Raw genomic sequence first — 19,697 nt, forward strand, 5'->3', positions numbered from 1 at the left:
TGCCCACCCACGCAGCCGGGTCGTGGGCGCTCCAGACTTGGTGTTCTGCTCCAGGAGAGCTCGTGCCTCGCCCCTCTCTCGTCCTCCTCCACCGGAACGAGGTCGTGCGGGGCCGCGACGCCACGCCGGTGGCCGTGCCGCCGTGAGGGGTCGCGAGGCGCACGGTGGCCCGGGGCGCGCGGTGTCTGGACCCGGGCGACCGCAGGTGCTCCACTGGCGGGGACGCCGTGGCGGGAGCGGCCTCCGCGCCGCCGCTGCGTCGGTCGGTCCGCCGTCGAGTCCCACGGGCGAGGAGCCGCAGATGGGCACGCTCACCGCACCGCCGCCCCGCCGTGCCACCCGGGTCACCCGACCGCCGCTGCGGCCGTGCGTGGCCGGTGACATCGGTCCCGAGCGCCGGGAGATCGAGTGCGAGCCGGTCGCCGACCCGGCCCCGGCCCGGCCGGACCCGGCGCCGACCGCGCCGGCCCAGCCCGCCCCCGCGTGACCGCGCCGCCCGGACCTCCGGGGCCGTCCCCGGCGCTGGTGCCCGGGGAGGTGCGGGGCTACCGGCGGTTCCGGCTGACCGACGACGGGCTGTGCCCGCCGGTGCAGCTCGACGCCGGGCCCTGGAGCGGGCCGGTCGAGCGGGCCCGGTGTGCGGTCGACGAGGAGCACGTGCCACCGCAGTGGGGGTGCGGCTGCGGGCTCTACGGCTGGTACCACCCCAGCCACACCGGCCTGGGCACCGGCTGGGGCAACGTGACGGCGGTCGTCGCCGCCCGCGGCCGCGTCATCCTGGGCGACTCCGGCTTCCGCGCCGCGGCCGCGCGCGTCGTCGCCGTCAGCCTCCCGCGCGGCACCGGCCCGCGCCGGCGGCGCCGGTGGGAGCGGCTGCTCGCCGAGCGCCACCCCGGGGTGTCGGTCTACCGCTCCCGTCGGCGCATGGTCCGCCGGCACCCTCCCGAGGACCTCTCCGGTCTGGGCATCGAGGTCCGTCCCAGCCCGGCCGTGCGCCACCTCTGGACCGCCCTGGCGCTGTGGCTGTCCGGCGTCCTCGTGGTGTGGTCGGTGGCGGCGCTCTCCCGCGGTGCGCTCCTCCGGATGGGTCCGGTGGAGTGGCTCGGCGTCCTCGCCTGCTTCGTCGCGTGGCAGGCGACCGTCGTCCGGCTGGTCTGCCGGGCCTCCTCGCCACCCGCGGGCGGCACGCGCGGGGAACCGCCGTGGTCCGACGACGGTGGGAGGGGGACCGGATGAGGACGAGTCGCCTGGTGCTGACCGGCGCGGCGGTCGGCACGGTCGTGGGCACGGCGCGCGCGGACCTCGACGCCACCCACGTGTTCAACCCCGACTGGCCGCCGCACGCCCGGTTCCACGGCGCCGCCGGCTGGGGCACGGTGGCGGGCGCCCAGCTGCTGGCGCTGTGGCTGCTGTGGCGACCGGCGTCCTCGCCCGCCGAGCAGGACCTGGCGGCCAGGACCGCCGCACTGCTGACGGCGGTCGCCTGGGCGCCGTTCTTCCCCGCCCTCGCCACCCCCGGGACGGCGGTGGAGGACGAGCCCGGACACCTGCCGCGGGTGGCCGGCGTGCCGCTGAACCTGGTCCCCGCCGGCCTCGTGCCGGCCGTCGCCGCCGTCGGCTACCTGCTGCACCGGCGCGGGCTGTAGGTCACCGACGACGCGGACGCGCGGCCCGAGCGGCCGGCGACGCCGGCAGCAGGCGGGTCAGCCGGCCGGTCAGCCGGTGGCGCCGGTCTGCTCGGCGTAGCGGCGGCGGGCGTCCTCCAGCGCGGCGACCGCCTTGGCCTTGCGCTCCCAGCCGCGCGTCTCGGCCGCCTTGTCCGGTGCGAGGGCCTCGTAGATCTCGAAGAAGTGCCAGATCTCGGCGATCTGGTGCATCGGCACGTCCTCGAGCTCCTGCAGGCGCTGCTGCCGCGGGTCGTGGGCGGGCACGCACAGCAGCTTGGCGTCCGGCCCGCGCTTGTCGTCCACCCAGAACACCGCGATGACCCGGGCGCGGACCAGGCAACCGGGGAAGGTGGGCTCGCCCAGCAGGAGCAGCGCGTCGATGGGGTCGCCGTCCTCGGCGATGGTCTCCGGCACGAACCCGTAGTCACCGGGGTAGCCGGTCGCGGTGAACAGCATCCGGTCCAGCCGGATGCGGCCGAGCCGCTGGTCGTACTCGTACCTGTTCCGTGAGCCCTTCGGCACCTCGACGATCACGTCGGCCTCCACGGACGCCCTCCTCCGGTGCGGGGATCCCGGTGCCGGCGCAGCCGGCTGCGGCCCGACCCTGGCCCCGGTCCCGCCCGGCGGCAACTCGACCCGGCCGCCGCGCCGCGGGAGCCCCGTCAGGCGCGCGGCGCCACCAGGCCGGTCACCTCGCCGGCGAGCTCGGCCAGCCGGTCGCACTGCTGCAGGGACAGGGCCCGGGGCTCCTCGTCGAAGACGCACAGCGTCCCGATGGTCGAGCCGCCGACGACGAGCGGCGCGCTGGCGTAGCCGCGCACCCGGGCGCTGCGGCCGTCGACCCACGGGTTGCCGGTGAAGCCGGGCTCCTCGGCGAGGTCGGTGAAGGCGTAGACGTCGGCCGCGGTCCCGGTGACCTGGGCGCAGACGGAGTCCGCGAGCGGGGAGTCGGTGCCGGCGAAGCCGTGGCTGCCGACCTGCCGCTGGCGGTCGCCGTCGAAGAGGTTGACCGTCGCCTTGGGCATGCCGGTGGCCGCGGCGGCGGCCCGGACCAGCTCGCCGAGCTCCGGGGCGGCTGCGGGGGCGGCGCCGGTCTCGGGGGTGGGCGGGGTGGGCACCGGAGGTGTCCTCTCGTCGGCGGTACGGGCTCTCGACCGGGGTGATCGGCCGGTCCCGCGCCCGACTTGAGCGCCTCCCCGGGAACGGTCGTCGCCCGGCGCCGGGAGGCGCCGGGCGACGGGGGTGCGGCGCGCTGTGGCTCAGGCCGCGGCGGGGTGGTGGTGGCAGCGGCCGCCGCTGGTGGCGCGGGCGGCGCAGGGGGCGCCGGCGCGGGTCACGCCGCCGCTGTCGCCGCAGCGGGCCGGCGCAGCCGGCCGCTCGACGACGACGGGGCGGGGGAAGGCCAGGACGACGGCGTCGACGCCCTCGGCGGGGGCGGCCGGGAGCGGCTCGGCGGCAGGGGCCGGCGCGGTGCGCGCGGCGGACCGACGCAGGAGCGAGGCGGCGGCGAGGCCGGCGGTGAAGGCGGCGAGGGCGGTGGCGAGGTGGCTGGCGCGCATGCCCGCTTCATCGGCGGTCCGCGCACCCGGCGGGACCCGCACGCCCCAGCCGTCCCACCCGTCGCACCGGCCGGTCAGGTGCCGCAGAAGGTCGTGTAGGCGCCGAAGGTCTCCGGTGCCGGCGCGGCGTGGCGCTCCAGGCCCGGGCGCTCCTCGAAGGGGCGGGTCACCGCGTCGAGCAGGCGGTGCAGCGGGCCGAGGTCGCCGTCCGGCGCGGCGGCCAGCGCCTCCTCGACCAGGTGGTTGCGCGGGACGTAGACGGGGTTGACCCGGTCCATCGCGTCGGCGTCCGGGGCCAGCGCCCGCCACCGGGCCAGCCAGCCGTCGATCCCGGCCAGGTCGAGGAACAGCTCCCGCGTCGGCTCGGGCGCGCCCCGGGCAGCGCCGGAGAGGCCGCGGAAGAACGACGTGAGGTCCACGCGACCGGCGGTGAGCAGGGTCAGCAGGTCGTCGGAGAGCGCCCGCGCCACCTCGTCGTCCAGCCCCTCGGGGAGGCCGAGCTTGCGCCGCATCCCGTCGGACCAGGCCGCGTCGTACGCCGGGCGGAAGCCGCCGAGCGAGGCCACCGCCACCTCGATCGCCGCCTCCTGCTCGTCGGCCAGCAGCGGCAGCAGCGCCTCGGCGAAGCGGGCCAGGTCCCACTCGGCGACGATCGGCTGGTTGCCGTAGGCGTACCGCCCGCCGACGTCGATCGAGCTGTACACCGTGGCCGGGTCGAACGCGTCGAGGAACGCGCACGGGCCGTAGTCGATCGTCTCCCCGGAGACGGTCACGTTGTCGGTGTTCATCACCCCGTGCACGAACCCGACGAGCATCCACTGCGCCACCAGCGACGCCTGCGCGGCCACCACCGCCTCGAACAGCGCGACGTGGGGCTGGGGCGCGTCGGCCGCGGCGGGGTGGTGCCGGGCGATCGCGTGGTCGGCCAGCCGGCGCAGCAGGTCGACGTCGCCCGTCGCCCGCGCGTACTGGAAGCTGCCCACCCGCAGGTGGCTGGCCGCCACCCGCGCCAGCACGGCGCCCGGCAGCAGCGTCTCGCGGCGCACCGGCCGGCCCGTGGCGACGACGGCGAGCGACCGCGTCGTCGGGATGCCCAGGGCGTGCATCGCCTCGCTGACGACGTACTCGCGCAGCATCGGGCCCAGCGCGGCCAGGCCGTCGGCGCCGCCCCGCGCGAACGGCGTCCGCCCCGACCCCTTGAGCGCCAGGTCGCGCAGCCGGCCCTCGGGATCGGTCAGCTCACCGAGCAGCAGCGCCCGGCCGTCGCCCAGCCGCGGCACGAAGCCCCCGAACTGGTGCCCCGCGTAGGCCTGCGCGACCGGGGTGGCGCCCTCGGGGACGGCGGTGCCGGTCAGCAGGCCGACGCCGTCGGGGCCGCGCAGCCACGACGGGTCCAGGCCCAGCTCGCGGGCGAGCGGCTCGTTGAGCACGAGCAGCTGCGGGTCGGGGGCGGCCTCGGCCTGCCACGGGACCGCCATCTCCGGCAGCTCGCGGGCGAAGCGGTCGCTCAGGGTGACGGTCGGCGGCGGGGCGACACTCACGCCCCCGACGGTACGTCCATCCCGCCACCCCGGCGGAGCGGCTCCGTGCGTGATGGGCGCTGACCTGGGGTAACGCCCCCACCGCGTGTCCAGAACTTCCTGCGACGAAGGAGGCTGAGCGATGACCACCAAGGTCGAGAAGTCGATCCAGGTCGACGTCCCCGTACGGACGGCCTACGACCAGTGGACGCAGTTCGAGGACTTCCCCCACTTCATGGGAGGTGTGAAGGAGGTCCGCCAGCTCACCGACGACCGGCTGCACTGGGTCGCCGAGATCGCCGGCGTGCGGCGCGAGTGGGAGGCCGCCGTCCTCGAGCAGGACCCCGACCGCAAGGTCGCCTGGGCCGCCACCAGCGGCGCGACCAACGCCGGGGCCGTCCGGTTCGAGCCCGCCGGGCCGAGCTCGACGATCGTCCACCTGCAGCTGGAGTACGAGCCCGAGGGGCTCGTCGAGCAGGTGGGCGACAAGCTCGGGATCGTGGGGCGGCAGGTGCAGTCCGACCTCGAGCGCTTCAAGGAGCTGGTCGAGAGCCAGGGCTACGCCAGCGGTGCCTGGCGCGGCTCGGTCAACGAGCACGTCGACGTCGGCACTCCCACGACCAGCGACGCCTACGGCTCGCACGGCGACAAGGGCAAGGCCGGCGTCTCGGGCGTGGCGGTCGCCGCCGGCGTGGCCGCGGTCGCGGGCGCCGCGGCGGCCGGGGTGGCGGCGGCGACGTCGTCGTCCGGCGGCCAGCGGGAGGAGACGCCGCCCCAGCCCGTCGAGGGCGTCGTCCAGCCGCAGGAGGTGACCGTCGTCGAGCAGCCGCCGCCGGACGCCGTGGTGCGCGACGACGTGCTCGTCCCCGAGTCGGGGTCCGAGGGCTACACCGCGACGTCGTCCACCGAGGGCGTTGAGCACGACGTGCGCCGGGACGGCGACGACCCGATGATCGGCGGCGGCAACCGCTGACCGCACCCGGTGGCCGGGAGGGGTGTCGCCCCTCCCGGCCACCGTCGTCGAGGAGGACCCGTGGAGTACCGCACGCCCGGCCGCAGCGGCTGCGCCGTCTCGACCCTCGCCCTGGGCACGATGACCTTCGGCGCGGAGACCGGCGAGGCGGGCGCGCACGAGCAGCTCGACGTGTTCGTCGAGGCCGGCGGTACGCTGGTCGACCTCGCCGACGTCTACTCCGCCGGTGCGGCCGAGGAGATCACCGGGCGCTGGCTGGCCGCCCGCCCGGCCGACGTGCGCGACCGCGTCGTCCTCGCGACCAAGGGCCGGATGCCGATGGGGGAGGAGCCCAACGCCGTCGGCAACTCCCGCCGCCACCTGCGCCGGGCGCTCGACGACTCGCTGCGCCGGCTCGGTGTCGACCACGTCGACCTGTACCAGCTGCACGCCTGGGACCCGCTCACCCCGCTCGAGGAGACGCTGCGCTTCCTCGACGACGCCGTCCGCGCGGGCAAGATCGGCTACCCCGGCCTGTCGAACTTCCTCGGCTGGCAGGTGCAGAAGGCCGTCGACCTCGCCGAGCGCGAGCACCTCGCGGTGCCGGTGACGCTGCAGCCCTCCTACAGCCTGCTCGTGCGGCAGGTCGAGTTCGAGATCGTGCCCGCCTGCCTGCACAACGGCCTCGGCCTGCTGCCCTGGGGACCCCTCGGCGGCGGCTGGCTGTCGGGCAAGTACACCCGCGACCAGCGGCCCACGGGTGCGACGCGACTCGGCGAGGACCCTGCCCGCGGCATGGAGGCCTACGACCGGGTCGGCGGCCGGGAGCGCACCTGGGACGTCCTGGAGGCCGTGCAGGACGTGGCCGAGGCCCGCGGGGCGTCGATGGCGCAGGTGGCGCTGGCTTGGCTGGCCGGGCGGCCGGCGGTGACCTCGGTGATCCTCGGCGCCCGCACCACCGAGCAGCTGCGCGGCAACCTGGCCGCCGCGGGCATCGTGCTGGACGACGACGAGACCGCCCGTCTCGACGCGGTCAGCGACCCCGGCGCGGCCGACTACCCCTACGGCGAGATCGGCGTCGAGCAGCGCACCCGCACGCTGCCCTGACCGCGGCACGGGGACCCGGCGCCCACCCGGGCGCCGGGTCCCCGCAGAGGCACGGTCCTACTGCCGGCCGGTGAGCCGGCCCGCCGTCTGCACGATCTGCTCGTAGCGCGGCCGCCCGGCCTGCGCGCCGACGACGTAGCCCGCGCCGAGACCGGCGCCCAGCGAGGCCATCCGCACGACCCGCCGACCGCGCTTGCGCGCCCGGTGGCCGGCCTTGACGACCGCCTCGGGCACCTCCTCGACGGCCCGCTCCGCCCGCATCGCCGCGCGCAGCCCGGTCTGCCCGAGCTCGGCGCCGGCCTCGGCCGCCTTCGACACGGCGGCCGCGACGAGCGCGGCACCGGCGTCGATCGTCCTCAGCGCGGCCCCGGTGCCCACGCTCGCGCCGTGCTGCAGCGCGGCGCCGGTCGAGGCCAGCAGCGGACCGGCCTGGGCGGTGGCCTCGGCGGCGCGGGCCCGCACGACGGGAGCGGCCGCGGCCGCCTGCTGCGCGGTCACCACGGCCGCCCGGCCCACCGCGTCCACCCCGGCGCGCGACGCCGTCCCCGCCACCTGCGCGGCGTTGGCGGCCAGCGGCGCCACCGACGCCGAGAGCTGCGCCACCGAGGCCGGGAGCTGCGCCGCCGACGCCGAGAGCTGCGCCAGCCGGGCCCGGCCCGCCGTCGCCCGGGCCGCGGTCTGCCGCCGCGCGCGCCGGCCGACGCGCCCGGCCCGTCGCGACGCCGTGCGCGACGCCGTGCGCGATGCCGTGCGCGATGCCGTGCGCGATGCCCTCCGCGACACCCGGCCGGCCCTCCGCGACACCGTCGCGGCGGGCCGCCGGCGGCGGCGGACCAGGGAGAGGACCGTGGCCCCCAGCGCCAGCACCCCGGCCACCGCGGCGGCGACCTGCCCGGCGCGCCCGGCCGACCGGTCGGGCGCCGAGCCGTCGCGGCCGAAGTCGCGGTCGCCGGGCTGGGCCACCGGCGGCGGGGGCTCCGTGGGCAGCGCCTCGGGGTCGCGCGGTGCGGCCGGGGTGGGCTCGGCCTCCGCGGCCGGCAGCACGCTCCCCGAGGCCTCGGTCGAGTACTGGATGCCGTAGTGCAGGTAGAGCTCGGTCTCCTGGTCGGTGGTCAGCCGGCGGCTCTCGCCGTAGCGCGGCGCGGCGAGGACGGCGGTGCGCTCGACGACGACCCGCACCCGCCCGTCGTCGTCGGTGGCGTCGAACAGCGGTACCGCCACGACGGCGTCGTCCACCTCGGCGTACATCCACTCGGGCGCGCCGGTGTCCTCGTCGGCGAGCAGGTGCGTGACCCGGCCGATCTCGGTCCCGTCGCGGCCGATGACCGTCCTGCCGACCCACTCGCGCACGGAGTCCCGGTCGGGGAGTGCCATGGTCGCCTCCCAGCTGAGTTCGCGGCGGCGCCCGGGTGGCCCGCCTCGTCCCGCGCCGCCGTACCCCTCCGACCTGGGCCCAACCGGAACCGAGGAGGACGCGACCTGCGGTGACGGCGCCGCTACGCCCGAGCCGCGCCCCAGTCGATCCGGCCGGCGAGCACGTGCAGGCGCCCGCCCAGCACGGGGTCGACCGACGACGCCCAGGCCACCCGGCCAAGGACGGCGTCGCGAAAGGTCGCCGGGTCGGCGTCACGCACCTGGGAGGCCCACCCGTGCACCGCGCAGTTGTGCAGCAGCGCGCGCAGCGCGTCCCGTTCCGGCCGCGGCAGGGTGGGCCGCACGTTCACCACCGCGCCCAGCACCTGCCGGCGCCGTCCCGGCCCGGCGACGCGCGTCTTGCCCGGGTGCACCCGGAACCCCTCGTCCGCGGCGAGCCCGGCCAGCCGGCGGTCGAGCCGGGCGCAGACCAGGTTGGCCAGCGCCGGTGACGTCGGCGCGCCCTGCGGCAGGTGCGGGACGGCCAGCCGCCGCCCGAGCCGCCGGTGCCGGTCGCGGCCGGCGGGGTCGCCGGGCACCGGCACCCGCCGCCACACCGCCACGGGCACGACGGGCGCCCGGCCGGCGCCGTCAGGCGCGCACGGCCTCCCGGACCTCCCGCAGTGACGGGTTGGTCAGGTACCGCCCGCCGACGACGACGGTCGGCGAGACCTCCCAGCCCTCGGGGTGGTGCGCGCGGACGGCCGCGGCGCCGTCCGGGTCGTCGGCGAAGCGCACCGAGCGGTGGGGGAGGCGGGTCAGCGCCATCTGCGCCCGCAGCTTCGCCGAGAAGGGACACCCCGGCCTGTGGTAGACGGTGACGGCCTGGTCGGTCATGACGACTCCTGCGCTCGAGCGTGCGGTCGGCAGCGTCCTCCGCCGCGCCCACCGGGGCGAGGAGCACACCCCGGCCGAGCGGCGCGGCCCCCCGCCGGGCAGGCTGGACGAGTGAGCTGGCTGGTCACCGGGGGAGCGGGGTACGTCGGGGCGCACGTCGTCCACGCCATGGTGGCGGCGGGGGAGGACGTCGTCGTCCTCGACGACCTCTCGACCGGCGACGCCGACCGGCTGGCCGGGCTGCCGGGGGTGCCGCTGGAGGTCGGCTCGGTGCGGGACCGCGGGATGGTCCGGCGGGTGCTGCGCGAGAACGGCGTGACCGGGGTGGTGCACCTGGCGGCCAGGAAGCAGGTCGCGGAGTCGGTGGCCGACCCGCTGCTGTACTGGGCCGAGAACGTCGAGGGCCTGGTCGCGCTGCTCGAGGGCTGCCGCGCGAAGGGCGTCACCCGCTTCGTGTTCTCCTCCAGCGCCTCGGTCTACGGCACGCCCGACACCGAGCGGGTCGACGAGGACACCGACTGCCGCCCGCTGTCCCCCTACGGGCGCACCAAGCTGGCCGGTGAGGACCTCCTGCGCGACTGCGCCGCCTGGGGGCTGGCCGCCACCAGCCTGCGCTACTTCAACGTGGCCGGTGCCGCGGCCCCCGAGCTCGGCGACCGGGGGACGGCGAACCTGGTGCCGCTGGTCTTCGCCGCCCTCGACGCCGGCCGGCCGCCCCAGCTCTTCGGCGACGACCACCCGACCCCGGACGGCAGCCCGGTGCGCGACTTCGTGCACGTCTCCGACGTCGCCGACGCCCACGTGGCCGCGGCCCGCGCCCTCGCCGCCGGCCGGCCCGGCGGCACGTACAACGTCGGCCGCGGCGAGGGCAGCAGCGTGCGGGAGGTGCTGCGGGTCGTCGCCGAGGTCACCGGCGGGGACACCACGCCCGAGGTGGCCGGCCGTCGTCCCGGGGACCCGGCCCGGGTGGTCGCCGCCGTCGACCGGATCGCCCGCGACCTCGGCTTCCGGGCCACCCGCGACCTGCGGGACATGATCACCAGCGCGTGGACCGCCTGGCGGGCGCTGCAGCCGCTCTGACCCGGTCCCGTCGCGGCCCGACACCTCCACCCAGGTGGGTCGCGCTCTGAACACAGGTGCGTGCAGAGCACGACCGAGCGTCGGACACCGGTGTCCCCGTCGGCCGCCGGGCGTCGGCAGGGACCGGGACGTCTCAGCCGGCCAGCTCCCGGGCGCCGGCGTCGGCCAGGAGCACCTCGGGCAGGCCGGCCAGCGCCGCCCGCATCGCCTCCGGCCCGCCGAACTGGAAGCCGAGCTGGGTCGTGTAGCGGGCGCAGGCGTCGGCCCGACGGTCGAGGTCCTGCGGCAGCTCGAGCGGCGTCAGCCCGGCGGGCAGCTCCGGCCCCGGGACGGCGTCCGGGTCGCGCAGCACGTAGGGCGAGTCCCGCCACCACAGCACCGGTCGGCCGGTGCCGGCGACGGCGCGCAGCACCTGGAGGTGGTCGACGTGCCCGCCCAGCGCCTGCGGGGCCAGCCACAGGTCGCCGGGCAGGCCGGTCAGGGCCGCCCGCACGTCCTCCCACGCGTCGTCGTCGGGGTGCACGCCGGCGAACAGCTCCGCCGCGCTCCCGTACCCGCGGTGCGGCGCCTCGCGCAGGTCCAGGTGCAGCGGCGTCACCCCCAGCACGGCCATCGCGGCGGCGTCCTCGTCACGGCGCAGGGCCATGTAGTCGACGTCGGCGGGCAGTCCCTTGTCCAGCTGGCAGGCCAGCGCGAACCCCTCCGGGCCGGGCACGCTGCGGGTGAAGCAGGTGACCACCGTGACCTCGTGCCCGGCGTCGGTTAGCGCGGCGAGCGTGCCCCCGACCGAGAACGCGGCGTCGTCGAGGTGCGGGCTGACGGCCACGACCTTCACGACGCGACCCTCACAGCAGGTGCGCGGCCGACCGGAAGCGGCACGAGAGGTCGACCTCGGGCGGCATCGTCCGACCGGGGGACGGCGTCGTCCCCGCCACCTCCCGGTAGACGGTGTCGATGGAACGGGCCAGCACCGGCCACGAGTAGAGCCGGCGCACCTCCTCCAGCGCCGTCGCCGCCAGCCGCTCCCGCAACGAGCCGTCGCCGAGCAGCCGGTCCAGCGCGGCACGCAGGCCGGCGACGTCGCCCGGCTCGTGCAGCAGGCCGTTCTCGTCGTGCCGCAGGCAGTCGACGACGCCGACGCTGTCGGTGCTCACCGTGGGCACGCCGCTGGCCATCGCCTCGAGCAGCGTGTTGGAGAACCCCTCGCTGTAGGTCGGGCTGACGAACACGTCGGCGGCGCGGTAGACCGCCGGCGCCTCGTCAGGAGGCACGTAGCCGAGGAACGTCGTCCGCCCGTCGGCCCGGGCGCGGGCCTCGTCCAGGTCGGGGCCGATGCCCGAGACGACCAGCCGGACGCCGTCGGGCAGCGCCTCGAGCAGGTCGAGCACGCCCTTGCGGCGGTCGACCCGGCCGTGGAACAGCAGCACCGGCGGGTCCTGCAGCGCGCCCAGCGGCCGCTCGGCCGGCGTGAAGCGGCGGGTGTCGGTGGCGCCCGGGACGATCGTGAAGCGCGCCGGGTCCGACCCCAGGTTGCCGACCACCTCGTCGCGGAAGCTGGCGCTGCCGATGAGCACCGCGCTCGAGGAGTCGACGACGGTGCGCATGGCGTGCGCGTGGGTGGCGCAGCAGGTGCCCACCCAGTGCCCGTCGCCGCCCTGGATGCTCACCACGGCCGGCAGCCCGGTCTCCCGCGCGGCGGCCAGCACCGCCAGCCCCGGCGGGTAGCCGTACTGGGCGTGCAGGACGTCGAAGGGCCGCTCGGCGTGCCGGTCGAGCACCGTGCGCACGATCCCGGCGACGTCGCCCTCCCAGTCGGCGGGGACGACGGTCTCCCCGCGGCTGGGCAGCGCGTGCACCTCGACGCCGGCGGGCACGCGGTCGGGCGGGGGCGGGCCGCCGCCGTAGACGCGGGTGCCGGCCTCGTCGTCGCGGTACTGGCTGATCAGCACCACCTCGTGGCCGAGGGCGACCAGCTCGCGCAGCAGGTTCTCCGCGTAGACGCTCATCCCGCTCACCGCCGGCCAGTAGCGGCGGCTGACGAAGCAGATCCTCACGCCGCCTCCGCCGTCCGCAGGATCTCGACCGACCGCGGCACCATCTCGTGCGCGCGGTGCCCGTCGCGGGACAGCTCCAGCGTCACCAGCCGGTCGTAGGAGGCGTCCCGCAGCGCCCGCAGCACCGCGGGCAGGTCGACGTCGCCCTCGTCGAGCGGCAGGTGGTCGTGCACGCCGCGGCGCATGCCCTCCACGGCGACCGTGCCCAGGTGCGGCGCGAACGCGGCCACCGCCTCCTCGGGCGCGTACGCGCCGGCCACCACGCAGTGCCCGGTGTCGAGCGCCAGCGTGATCCCGGGCGCCTCCGCCGCCAGCCGCGCCCAGTCGTCGCAGTCCTCGACGAGCATCCCGGGCTCGGGCTCGACGGCCAGTGCGTACGAGCGCCCGCCGTGGCTGTCGACCAGCGCGCGCACCCCGTCGGTGAACCAGCCCCAGGCGGCGTCGCGGTCCACGCCCGGCCTCGGCACGCCGGCCCAGAAGCTCACCGCCTCCGCGCCCAGCACCTCCGCCAGGTCGCAGGCCAGCCGCAGGTAGGCCAGCCGCCGCGCACGCCCCTCGGCCGACGCGGTCACGAAGGTCGGCTCGTGCTTGGCCCGCGGGTCGAGCAGGAACCGGGCGCCGGTCTCCACGACCACGCCGAGGTCCAGCTCGTCGCAGCGCGCCCGCACGGCCTCGGCCTGGGCGAACGCGTCGGAGGCGAACGGGTCGAGGTGCACGACGTCGAGGGTGAGCGCCACCCCGGCGTAGCCGCAGTCGGCGAGGAGGGACAGCGCGTCCGACAGCCGGTGCGAGGTCAGCCCGTTGGTGTTGTAGGCGTACCGCAGGCTCACGAGGCTCCTGCCTCCGACGCCAGGACCTCGGCCACCACGTGCCGGCCCGGCTCCCGGTACAGCGCGTACAGCGCACCCACCCGCCGCTCGGCGCCCGCGCGGTCGAACCAGGCCGGTCCGCCCAGGCGCTCCTCGGCCGCAGGCGTCAGGTGCACCCGCGCCCAGCCGCCCGGGTCGGCGCCGACGACCGCCAGCCCCTCGTCGTGCTCGACGAGCCGCCGCACGCCGCGCTCGCCGATCCGGCCGTAGCTCATCGTCTCGACCTCCAGGCCGGTCACCAGCACCTTGGCCGCGACCGCGTCGCCGACCGAGGGCTGCAGCTCGACCAGCACGTCGTGCCCGGCGGCCTGCACCGCGCCGGTGACGGTCGCGTGCAGGTCGTCGCCGGACCACGTCGGCAGGTCGGCCAGGGCCACGGTCGAGCGGCGGGAGAGCACGGTGTCCTGCAGCAGGTCGACCAGCGCGGTGGTGCCCATCCGGGTCCAGGCCAGCATCGCCTGCAGCGCGCGGTCCTCCTCCACCAGCCGCTCCGGCGGGTGCCCGCCGCGCCAGTGCTCCAGGTAGCCCGGCGGCGTGGCCGGCAGGACGACGTCGAAGGGCCCGTGCATGAAGGCCTTGCGGCTGCGCGCCGAGGCGAACTCGTGCAGTGCCTTGCGGACGGCGGTGTCGCGGTCGGGGTGCGCCGCCTCCCCGCAGGCGGTGGCCATCACCGGCACCGGCTCGGAGCCGTCGCGCGAGCACCCCACCGCGTAGACGTCGACCACGCCGAACTCCGTCGAGGCCAGCTTCACCGCCACGTCGATGCCGGCGGCGTCGAGCCGGTCGAGCAGCGCGAGGGCGTCGGGGTCGGTGAGCCCGGCCAGGTCGACGACGACGCCGCGGTCCATCACCCGGAAGGCGGTGGCGTTGCCGTCGCGCTGCAGCACCTCGAGCAGCGCGTGGGTGACCGCGCGGCCGGCGTCGAAGGCCGCGCCCTGGCCGTTGGTGATGACCGTGGTCAGCCAGCCGCCGGGCGGGGGAGCGCCGGGCAGGTCGTCGGGCGCCGACGCCACGAGCTCGGCGGGCACCTGCACCGTCTCGCCGTCGCGCAGCCGGGTCATCGGCAGCCACTGCAGGACGCGGTCGTCGGAGTGGTCGCTGCCGGCCTCCAGGCACAGCTCGCGGGGGTCGGCGACCCGGTCGCGGCCGTGCCGGCGGGTCATCTCGGCGTAGGAGCCCTGCTCGCGCGCGACCCCCTGGTGCGCGCGCAGCGACAGCGCCATCTCGGCCATCTCGCCCATCGCGCCGGTGCGGGCCTCCTCGCGGGTGGCGCCGTAGCCCAGCCCGCTGCCCCCCGGGTGCAGCTCCGACGGCGGCAGCACCGCCGAGTGCAGGGGCACGTCGAGGACATCGATGCCCTCGATGGCGAAGTCCTCGACCGGCGTGGGGAACGAGTCCCGGTACCGCTGCGACGGCGTCGTCCCCGTCGTCGTCACAGCTCGGCCAGGGGGACGGGGGCGGCGTCCGGCGGCCCGGACAGCAGCCGCTGCACGAGGTGGACGACGTGGTCGGTGGTCACGCCGGGGACCATCTCGAACGGCGTCGCGACGGCGCCGAAGTCGAGCACCCCGACGACGGCGAGCATCTCCCGCAGCTCCCCGTGCGAGAGCGGGATCTGCGCGTGGAACGCCTTGTGCGCGCTCAGCGCCACCGGCTGCCCGTCGTCGGAGAGGTCGACCTTGAGCGAGTCGCCGCAGAACAGGATGCCGCGGCGGGAGTCGTGCAGCACCGAGTGGCCGGGGAAGTGCCCGCCGGTGCGGTGCAGCGTGAGGCCGGGCGCGAGCTCGAGCTCGTCGTCGGCCGGCCAGGTGACCCGGAAGGCCTTGGTCCAGACCAGGTCGTGCACGTTGACGCAGACCACCCGCGGCTCGAGCTCCTGCTGCAGCTGCCACAGCGCGCCGTAGCCGTGCACGTGCGACGACGCCAGCACCGGGAAGCCGCCCTTCTCGGCGGCCATCCGGCGCAGCTCGGCGAGCATGTCGGCGGTGTACCAGGGGGCGCACTCGAAGCCGACCAGGCCGATGTCGGTCTCGATCACCCACCCGCGGCTGTCGAGGCCGAAGCGCGGCTTGGTGCCGAACTCGGTGACGCCGTCGACCGGGGCCGGCCGCCAGGAGCCGGTGACCAGCTCGTCGGCCTGCTTGTCGGTGACGAACTCGAAGCCGTGCTCGGGCAGCGCGTTGCGCACGTCGGCGCAGACCGGGCAGACGAGCGGTCCGGGCGCCGGCCAGCGCTGCCAGTGCCCGCAGTTGGTGCAGGCGTAGGCGGGCAGGTCGGGCAGCAGCCCGCGGTAGGGGTTGGTGTCGACCTGGCTGGCGCCGTGCCGCGCGCCAGTGCCGTCAGCAGTGAGGTCGGCGGCGGGGTCGGTGGCCCGGTCGATGGCGGACGGGACGTCGGGCGAGCTCACGGTCTTCCTCCGTCGAGAGCGGTGAGGAGCAGGCGGTGCAGGGCGAGGTCGCGGGCGGCGTCGTACGGCCACCGTGCGCGGCCCGCGACCGCGTCGGTGAAGGCGGCGAACTGCGCCCGGAATGGCGGGGTGTCGGCGAACGGCACGTCCACCGGGTCGGGGCGGTACAGCGTCAGGGAGCCTCCCGCCGTCTGGCCCATCGTGTCGACGGCGACCGCCAGGCCGCGGGTGCCGACCACCTCCAGCCGCCGGCGGGGCAGCGCGTCGGGGGTGTTGAACGCGACGTGCAGGCTCACCAGCACCCCGCCGTCGGTGGTGCCGGTCAGGAGCGCACCGTCGTCGACCCCGTAGTCGTGCACGCGGGTCTGCAGCAGCGCCGACAGCGCGGTCACGTCCTCGCCGAGCAGCGTGCCGGCGAGGTCCAGGCCGTGCGGGGCGAGGTCGATGGCGGCGCCGCCGCCGGCGCGGGCGGGGTCGACCCGCCAGTTGTCGTGCGGCCGGCCGTCGGGCGTCCAGTCACCGGGCAGCCAGCAGCAGTAGACGATCCGCACCGCGGTCACGGTGCCCAGCTCGGGCACGAGCTCGCGCAGCCGCACGTGGGCGGGGTGCCAGCGCTGGTCGTAGGCGGTGCCGAGCAGCACCCCGGCGTTGGCGCACGCGTCGACCAGCGCCTGCGCGCCGCCGACGTCGGCGGCCAGCGGCTTCTCGCAGAGCACCGCCTTGCCGGCCGCGGCGGCCGCCTCGACCAGCGACCGGTGCCCGGCGTTGGGGACGGCGACGTAGACGGCGTCCAGCCCCGGGGTGGCCAGGAACTCCGCGAGGTCGGTGCTGCGCCGGGCGCCCTCGACCGGCACCCGCTCCAACGCGGCGGCGTCGAGGTCGTGCAGCGCCACCACCCGCGCGTCCGGCACGTCGAGCAGCGCGGGCAGCGCGTGGTCGCGCGCCACCCACCCGCAGCCGGCGACGCCCCAGCCGACGGTCGGGGTCACCATGCCTCCGGCAGGTCGACGAGCAGCCGGCGGCGGGCGGCGTCGGCGGGCAGCGGGTCGGGCCAGCGCTCCGGCAGGTACGACGAGCGCGGCCCGTACTCGGCGGCGTAGCGCTCGCTGGGCCAGGTCAGCACGCCGTCGCGGTAGAGCGGGTTGGGCGACAGCGGCGGCAGCGGCTCGCCCAGGTCGGCCGGCGCGGGACCCGGCGGGTCGCCGGCCACCAGCGCCACCGCCTCGCTGGCGTGCAGGTCGGCGGGCGCGGCCGGCCGGGGCGGGCGGCCCTCGAGCAGCGAGCGGGTGAGCTCGTCGTCGTCGTAGAGCAGGTCGGTGCCGAGCACCTCGGCGTAGCCCTCGGGCGTCAGCGGCTGTCCGTGCGGGTCGGCCACGTGCGCGTGCCCGACGACGACGGTGCCGCCGTCCCCGGCCAGCGCGCGCATCGCCGCCGCAGCTGCGGGCTTGTCGCGCAGGAAGTAGAAGGCGTCGTGGCACATGACGTGGGCCGGGGAGCCGACGGCGAGGTCGGGCGCCGCGGTCAGGTCGGCGCAGACGTAGCGTGCGTCCGGGCACACGAACCGCCGGGCCAGCCACAGCTTGGCCCAGACGACGTCGACGCCGAGCAGGTCGCCCGCCCCCCGCCGCGACAGCTCCCGCAGGTGTGCGCCGATCCCGCAGGCGACGTCGACCACCGGGCGCCCGCCGGGCCAGTGCGCCTGCAGCAGCGCCAGTCCCGCCAGGTGCGTGGGGTCGGACCAGCGGTGGGCGAAGTAGTCGGCCACCCGCCCCATGCCGAGCAGCTCCATGGCCTCGCGCAGGGTGCGCGCGGCCGGCACGCGGGCCAGCTGCTCGGGCGGGGGCGGCGGCTCGGTCCACCAGTCGTCGGCGTCGGCGAGCAGCAGCACCCGCGCGCGGTCGGTCTCCCCGGCGGCCACCAGCCCGGCGACCTCCGCGCGCAGGTCGTCGCGGCCGGCCCGGGCGAAGGGGATCCCGTCCACGACGGGGGCGTCGAGGAGCAGGCCGGTCACAGCCCGGCCGCCGCCAGCACGTCGAGGTGGTAGCCCTGTACGGGCCCGGCGTGCACCAGCTCCAGGTCGTCGAGCGCCTGGGCGGCGGTGAACGCCGCCGCCCGCGCGTGGTGGTGCACCTGCAGCACCCGGTCGAGGACGTCGGCGGCGTGGAAGGCCCGGGCCTCCGGCACGTCGGCGCCCGGCCGCAGCGCCAGGACCGCGCGCAGCCGGCCGGCCAGCGGACCCGGCAGGGCGGCGAGCTCCCGCTCCTCCAGCGCGGCCATCACCCGCTCCAGCGCGTCGCCGAGCAGCACCTCGCCGGCGAACCCCGCGTCGGGCAGGACGACGTTGTGCAGGTGGTGGCCCAGGCCCAGCAGGAACGGCGCCACCGGGTCGGCGCCGACCACCGGCGCGACCAGCACCGCGTACACCGCCACGGTCAGGCAGTGGTCGCCGTGGCTCTCCGGCGGCTCGACGACGACGCGCGGCCTGCCCGGCGCGGTGGCCCCGGCGCGCGGCTGGGCGTTGAGCGCACCGGCCAGCCCCGGCGCGGGGCTGGGCAGCGGGAGCGGCCCCAGCGCCGCCCGCAGCCGCTCGCGCAACTCCGGGTCCAGCGGGCCGGCGACCTCGTCGAAGCCACGGCGCAGCACCTCGAGCGCCTCGGCGTCCGACAGCCCGGCGGTGGTCAGCACCCCGGCGTCGATGCCGGCCAGCCGGGCGCGGGCGACGGCGGCGGCCGTCTCCGACCACGCGACGGCGGCGAGGTCCTCGCCGGCCACCAGCCGCGCCCAGGCGCGGGTGAAGGCCTGCTCGGCCAGCGAGCCGGGGACGCCGGAGACGCGGACGCGCTTGGCGTCGCCGATCTCGGCGAGCAGCGGCCGCAGTCCGGCGAGCGCCTGCAGGGTCCCGGGCGAGGCGAGCGCGGTCACCGGGAGGGAGCGCCGGCGGCCAGCCAGTCGAGCAGCGCGGACTCCTGCCGGTGGAAGGCGTGCTCGGGCACGCTCCCGTCGGCGGTCATCGGGGCCTTGAAGAACCAGCCCAGCTGCCGCTGCACCCCGCCCTCGCCGCGCTGCTGCGCGAGGTCGGTGAGCCGGGCCAGCTCCAGGGCCAGCGGGGCGGCGAGGATGGAGTCGCGGCACTGGAAGTCGACCTTGACCTGCATGCGCTGGCCGAGGAAGCCGACCAGGTCGATGGCGTCCCAGGCCTCCTTCTGGTCGCCGCGCGGCCGGTAGTAGTCGATGCGGACGACGTGGTCCTCGACCGGGTAGCCCAGGATCGAGTCGAGCACGCTGCCCTTGGTGTTCAGCTTGCTGGCCAGCGAGTCGGGGTCGTCGAGGGCCAGGCCGTCGCGGTTGCCGAGGATGTTGGTGGAGTACCAGCCCTCGACGGTCAGCGAGCGGGCGCGGAAGGCCGGCGCGAGCACGGTCTTCATCATCGTCTGGCCGGTCTTGCCGTCCTTGCCGGCGACCGGCACGCCGCGGGCCTCGGCGAACGCGACCAGGGCCGGGACGTCGGCGGCCAGCGACGGCGTGAAGTTGACGTAGCCGACGCCCTCGGCGATCGCCGCGTAGGCGTAGACCATCGCCGGCGTGATGGCGCGGTCGTCGGCGTCGAGCCCGGCCTCGAAGGCCTCGATCGTCTGCAGTGCCGGCGCGGCCGGGTCGGGCCAGCGCTCGGTGGAGGCCAGGTTGACCAGCACCAGGCCGTCGAGGGACTCCTCCTCGCGGAAGCGGCGCAGGTCGGCGCGGACGGCGTCGACCTGGGCGCGGCGCGTCTCGGCCAGGACGACGTTGCCGCCGGTGACGTTGCGGCAGAAGTCGGCGTCCCCGGCCGCCGGCCACGGCGTCACGGCCGACAGCGCCGGGCCGGCCTGCTCCAGCTGGCGGGAGTCGAGCACGGCGTGCTGCTCGGCGGCCTTGCGCAGGTCGGAGCCGTCGAGGTCCCACCCGCGGACGACGAGGCAGTCGTAGGACACCAGACCGGTGGTCTCCTCGACCGGTCCGCCGGCGACCTCCAGCCCGGCGAGCGGCAGCCCGTCGGTACCGGCCGCCCCGGTGCGGACCAGTTCCAGACCGGCGACGGCGGTCGTCGCGACCGCGCCCCCCAGTCCGACCACAGCGACGCCGACTCGACGGGACTCCTGCGACAAGACGATCTCCCCACCCTCGACGGGTGGACCTCCGCCACCCCCCGCCCGAGCCTGACACAGCGCTCGGGACCCCGCCGGGTGAGGTCCAGA

At 77.1% G+C, this 19,697-nt stretch carries 22 protein-coding genes; 6 read left to right on the forward strand and 16 right to left on the reverse strand.

From position 1 onward, the window contains the following. Positions 1–301 precede the first annotated feature (301 nt). Genes BMZ33_RS18765 through BMZ33_RS18775 form a run of 3 tightly spaced genes read left to right on the forward strand, consistent with a single transcriptional unit; the run spans position 302 to position 1,646 of the window. A complete protein-coding gene (locus BMZ33_RS18765) occupies positions 302–487 on the forward strand; it encodes a hypothetical protein (protein WP_091114608.1) in 186 nt (61 codons plus the stop codon). After that, a complete protein-coding gene (locus BMZ33_RS18770) occupies positions 484–1,236 on the forward strand; it encodes a hypothetical protein (protein WP_136697353.1) in 753 nt (250 codons plus the stop codon). The genes BMZ33_RS18765 and BMZ33_RS18770 overlap by 4 nt, the downstream gene beginning before the upstream one ends. Beyond that, positions 1,233–1,646: a DUF6640 family protein gene (locus tag BMZ33_RS18775; protein ID WP_136697354.1), complete on the forward strand. Its 414-nt coding sequence runs from the start codon at positions 1,233–1,235 to the stop codon at positions 1,644–1,646. Before BMZ33_RS18770 ends, BMZ33_RS18775 begins: the two co-directional genes overlap by 4 nt. A 69-nt stretch (positions 1,647–1,715) precedes the next feature. On the opposite strand, the gene BMZ33_RS18780 is transcribed toward BMZ33_RS18775, so the two are convergent. The 4 genes from BMZ33_RS18780 to BMZ33_RS18795 all read right to left on the reverse strand — a co-directional run bounded on the left by BMZ33_RS18780 (position 1,716) and on the right by BMZ33_RS18795 (position 4,767). Continuing rightward, a complete protein-coding gene (locus BMZ33_RS18780; protein WP_091114618.1) occupies positions 1,716–2,213 on the reverse strand; it encodes an inorganic diphosphatase in 498 nt (165 codons plus the stop codon). Positions 2,214–2,329: 116 nt separating this feature from the next. Continuing rightward, positions 2,330–2,785 (reverse strand): GAF domain-containing protein, encoded by a 456-nt coding sequence (locus BMZ33_RS18785; protein ID WP_091114622.1) that lies wholly within the window; start codon positions 2,783–2,785, stop codon positions 2,330–2,332. A 141-nt stretch (positions 2,786–2,926) separates the two neighbouring features. Then, positions 2,927–3,226, reverse strand: a complete 300-nt coding sequence (locus BMZ33_RS18790) for a hypothetical protein (protein WP_091114626.1) — start codon at positions 3,224–3,226, stop codon at positions 2,927–2,929. 74 nt (positions 3,227–3,300) lie between these two features. After that, positions 3,301–4,767: a protein adenylyltransferase SelO gene (locus tag BMZ33_RS18795; protein WP_091114629.1), complete on the reverse strand. Its 1,467-nt coding sequence runs from the start codon at positions 4,765–4,767 to the stop codon at positions 3,301–3,303. A gap of 121 nt (positions 4,768–4,888) precedes the next feature. On the opposite strand from BMZ33_RS18795, the gene BMZ33_RS18800 reads away from it, so the two are divergent. Beyond that, positions 4,889–5,719: an SRPBCC family protein gene (locus BMZ33_RS18800; protein WP_091114632.1), complete on the forward strand. Its 831-nt coding sequence runs from the start codon at positions 4,889–4,891 to the stop codon at positions 5,717–5,719. Positions 5,720–5,779: 60 nt separating this feature from the next. Continuing rightward, the gene (locus tag BMZ33_RS18805) at positions 5,780–6,805 is read left to right on the forward strand and encodes an aldo/keto reductase (RefSeq protein ID WP_091114635.1); all 1,026 of its coding nucleotides are present in this window, start codon (positions 5,780–5,782) and stop codon (positions 6,803–6,805) included. A gap of 57 nt (positions 6,806–6,862) precedes the next feature. Here BMZ33_RS18805 and BMZ33_RS18810 read toward each other — a convergent pair whose 3' ends face one another. The 3 genes from BMZ33_RS18810 to BMZ33_RS18820 all read right to left on the reverse strand — a co-directional run bounded on the left by BMZ33_RS18810 (position 6,863) and on the right by BMZ33_RS18820 (position 9,055). After that, positions 6,863–8,179 carry a PRC-barrel domain-containing protein gene (locus BMZ33_RS18810; RefSeq protein ID WP_091114637.1) on the reverse strand — a complete coding sequence of 439 codons (1,317 nt, stop codon included), beginning with the start codon at positions 8,177–8,179 and terminating at the stop codon, positions 6,863–6,865. 122 nt (positions 8,180–8,301) lie between these two features. Continuing rightward, positions 8,302–8,787, reverse strand: coding sequence for an RNA-dependent RNA polymerase family protein (locus BMZ33_RS23520; RefSeq protein WP_169064553.1), 486 nt, complete (start codon positions 8,785–8,787; stop codon positions 8,302–8,304). A 22-nt stretch (positions 8,788–8,809) separates the two neighbouring features. After that, positions 8,810–9,055 carry a glutaredoxin domain-containing protein gene (locus tag BMZ33_RS18820; RefSeq protein ID WP_091114640.1) on the reverse strand — a complete coding sequence of 82 codons (246 nt, stop codon included), beginning with the start codon at positions 9,053–9,055 and terminating at the stop codon, positions 8,810–8,812. Positions 9,056–9,166: 111 nt separating this feature from the next. On the opposite strand from BMZ33_RS18820, the gene galE reads away from it, so the two are divergent. Continuing rightward, positions 9,167–10,135, forward strand: coding sequence for a UDP-glucose 4-epimerase GalE (gene galE, locus BMZ33_RS18825; RefSeq protein WP_091114643.1), 969 nt, complete (start codon positions 9,167–9,169; stop codon positions 10,133–10,135). Between the two features lie 133 nt (positions 10,136–10,268). On the opposite strand, the gene BMZ33_RS18830 is transcribed toward galE, so the two are convergent. The 9 genes from BMZ33_RS18830 to BMZ33_RS18870 are packed head-to-tail and all read right to left on the reverse strand — an operon-like array spanning position 10,269 to position 19,574. Beyond that, the gene (locus BMZ33_RS18830; protein ID WP_091114647.1) at positions 10,269–10,970 is read right to left on the reverse strand and encodes a PIG-L deacetylase family protein; all 702 of its coding nucleotides are present in this window, start codon (positions 10,968–10,970) and stop codon (positions 10,269–10,271) included. Positions 10,971–10,980: 10 nt separating this feature from the next. Then, positions 10,981–12,189, reverse strand: a complete 1,209-nt coding sequence (locus tag BMZ33_RS18835; protein ID WP_091114652.1) for a glycosyltransferase family 4 protein — start codon at positions 12,187–12,189, stop codon at positions 10,981–10,983. Continuing rightward, on the reverse strand, positions 12,186–13,019 hold the full coding sequence (locus BMZ33_RS18840) for a sugar phosphate isomerase/epimerase family protein (RefSeq protein WP_091114655.1): 834 nt from the start codon (positions 13,017–13,019) through the stop codon (positions 12,186–12,188). The genes BMZ33_RS18835 and BMZ33_RS18840 overlap by 4 nt, the downstream gene beginning before the upstream one ends. Beyond that, complete coding sequence (locus BMZ33_RS18845; protein WP_091114658.1) at positions 13,016–14,494, reverse strand: YcaO-like family protein; 1,479 nt, start codon at positions 14,492–14,494, stop codon at positions 13,016–13,018. The genes BMZ33_RS18840 and BMZ33_RS18845 overlap by 4 nt, the downstream gene beginning before the upstream one ends. Further along, positions 14,491–15,465, reverse strand: a complete 975-nt coding sequence (locus tag BMZ33_RS18850) for an MBL fold metallo-hydrolase (RefSeq protein WP_169064554.1) — start codon at positions 15,463–15,465, stop codon at positions 14,491–14,493. Before BMZ33_RS18850 ends, BMZ33_RS18845 begins: the two co-directional genes overlap by 4 nt. Then, on the reverse strand, positions 15,462–16,457 hold the full coding sequence (locus tag BMZ33_RS18855; RefSeq protein WP_091114661.1) for a Gfo/Idh/MocA family protein: 996 nt from the start codon (positions 16,455–16,457) through the stop codon (positions 15,462–15,464). The genes BMZ33_RS18850 and BMZ33_RS18855 overlap by 4 nt, the downstream gene beginning before the upstream one ends. Then, positions 16,451–17,476, reverse strand: a complete 1,026-nt coding sequence (locus tag BMZ33_RS18860; RefSeq protein ID WP_091114664.1) for a class I SAM-dependent methyltransferase — start codon at positions 17,474–17,476, stop codon at positions 16,451–16,453. Before BMZ33_RS18860 ends, BMZ33_RS18855 begins: the two co-directional genes overlap by 7 nt. Beyond that, complete coding sequence (locus BMZ33_RS18865; RefSeq protein ID WP_169064555.1) at positions 17,473–18,387, reverse strand: hypothetical protein; 915 nt, start codon at positions 18,385–18,387, stop codon at positions 17,473–17,475. The genes BMZ33_RS18860 and BMZ33_RS18865 overlap by 4 nt, the downstream gene beginning before the upstream one ends. Beyond that, complete coding sequence (locus tag BMZ33_RS18870) at positions 18,384–19,574, reverse strand: inositol-3-phosphate synthase (protein ID WP_169064556.1); 1,191 nt, start codon at positions 19,572–19,574, stop codon at positions 18,384–18,386. The genes BMZ33_RS18865 and BMZ33_RS18870 overlap by 4 nt, the downstream gene beginning before the upstream one ends. Positions 19,575–19,697 lie beyond the last annotated feature (123 nt).

The organism is Geodermatophilus dictyosporus (assembly GCF_900115505.1).
Taxonomy (GTDB): Bacteria; Actinomycetota; Actinomycetes; order Mycobacteriales; family Geodermatophilaceae; genus Geodermatophilus; species Geodermatophilus dictyosporus.

Excerpts from the sequence above, each read along its gene's own strand:
- BMZ33_RS18765 (WP_091114608.1), top strand. The coding sequence starts at position 302 with ATGGGCACGCTCACCGCACCGCCGCCCCGCCGTGCCACCCGGGTCACC.
- BMZ33_RS18775 (WP_136697354.1), top strand. The coding sequence starts at position 1,233 with ATGAGGACGAGTCGCCTGGTGCTGACCGGCGCGGCGGTCGGCACGGTC.
- BMZ33_RS18790 (WP_091114626.1), bottom strand. The coding sequence starts at position 3,226 with ATGCGCGCCAGCCACCTCGCCACCGCCCTCGCCGCCTTCACCGCCGGC.
- BMZ33_RS18800 (WP_091114632.1), top strand. The coding sequence starts at position 4,889 with ATGACCACCAAGGTCGAGAAGTCGATCCAGGTCGACGTCCCCGTACGG.
- BMZ33_RS18810 (WP_091114637.1), bottom strand. The coding sequence starts at position 8,179 with ATGGCACTCCCCGACCGGGACTCCGTGCGCGAGTGGGTCGGCAGGACG.
- BMZ33_RS18820 (WP_091114640.1), bottom strand. The coding sequence starts at position 9,055 with ATGACCGACCAGGCCGTCACCGTCTACCACAGGCCGGGGTGTCCCTTC.
- BMZ33_RS18855 (WP_091114661.1), bottom strand. The coding sequence starts at position 16,457 with ATGGTGACCCCGACCGTCGGCTGGGGCGTCGCCGGCTGCGGGTGGGTG.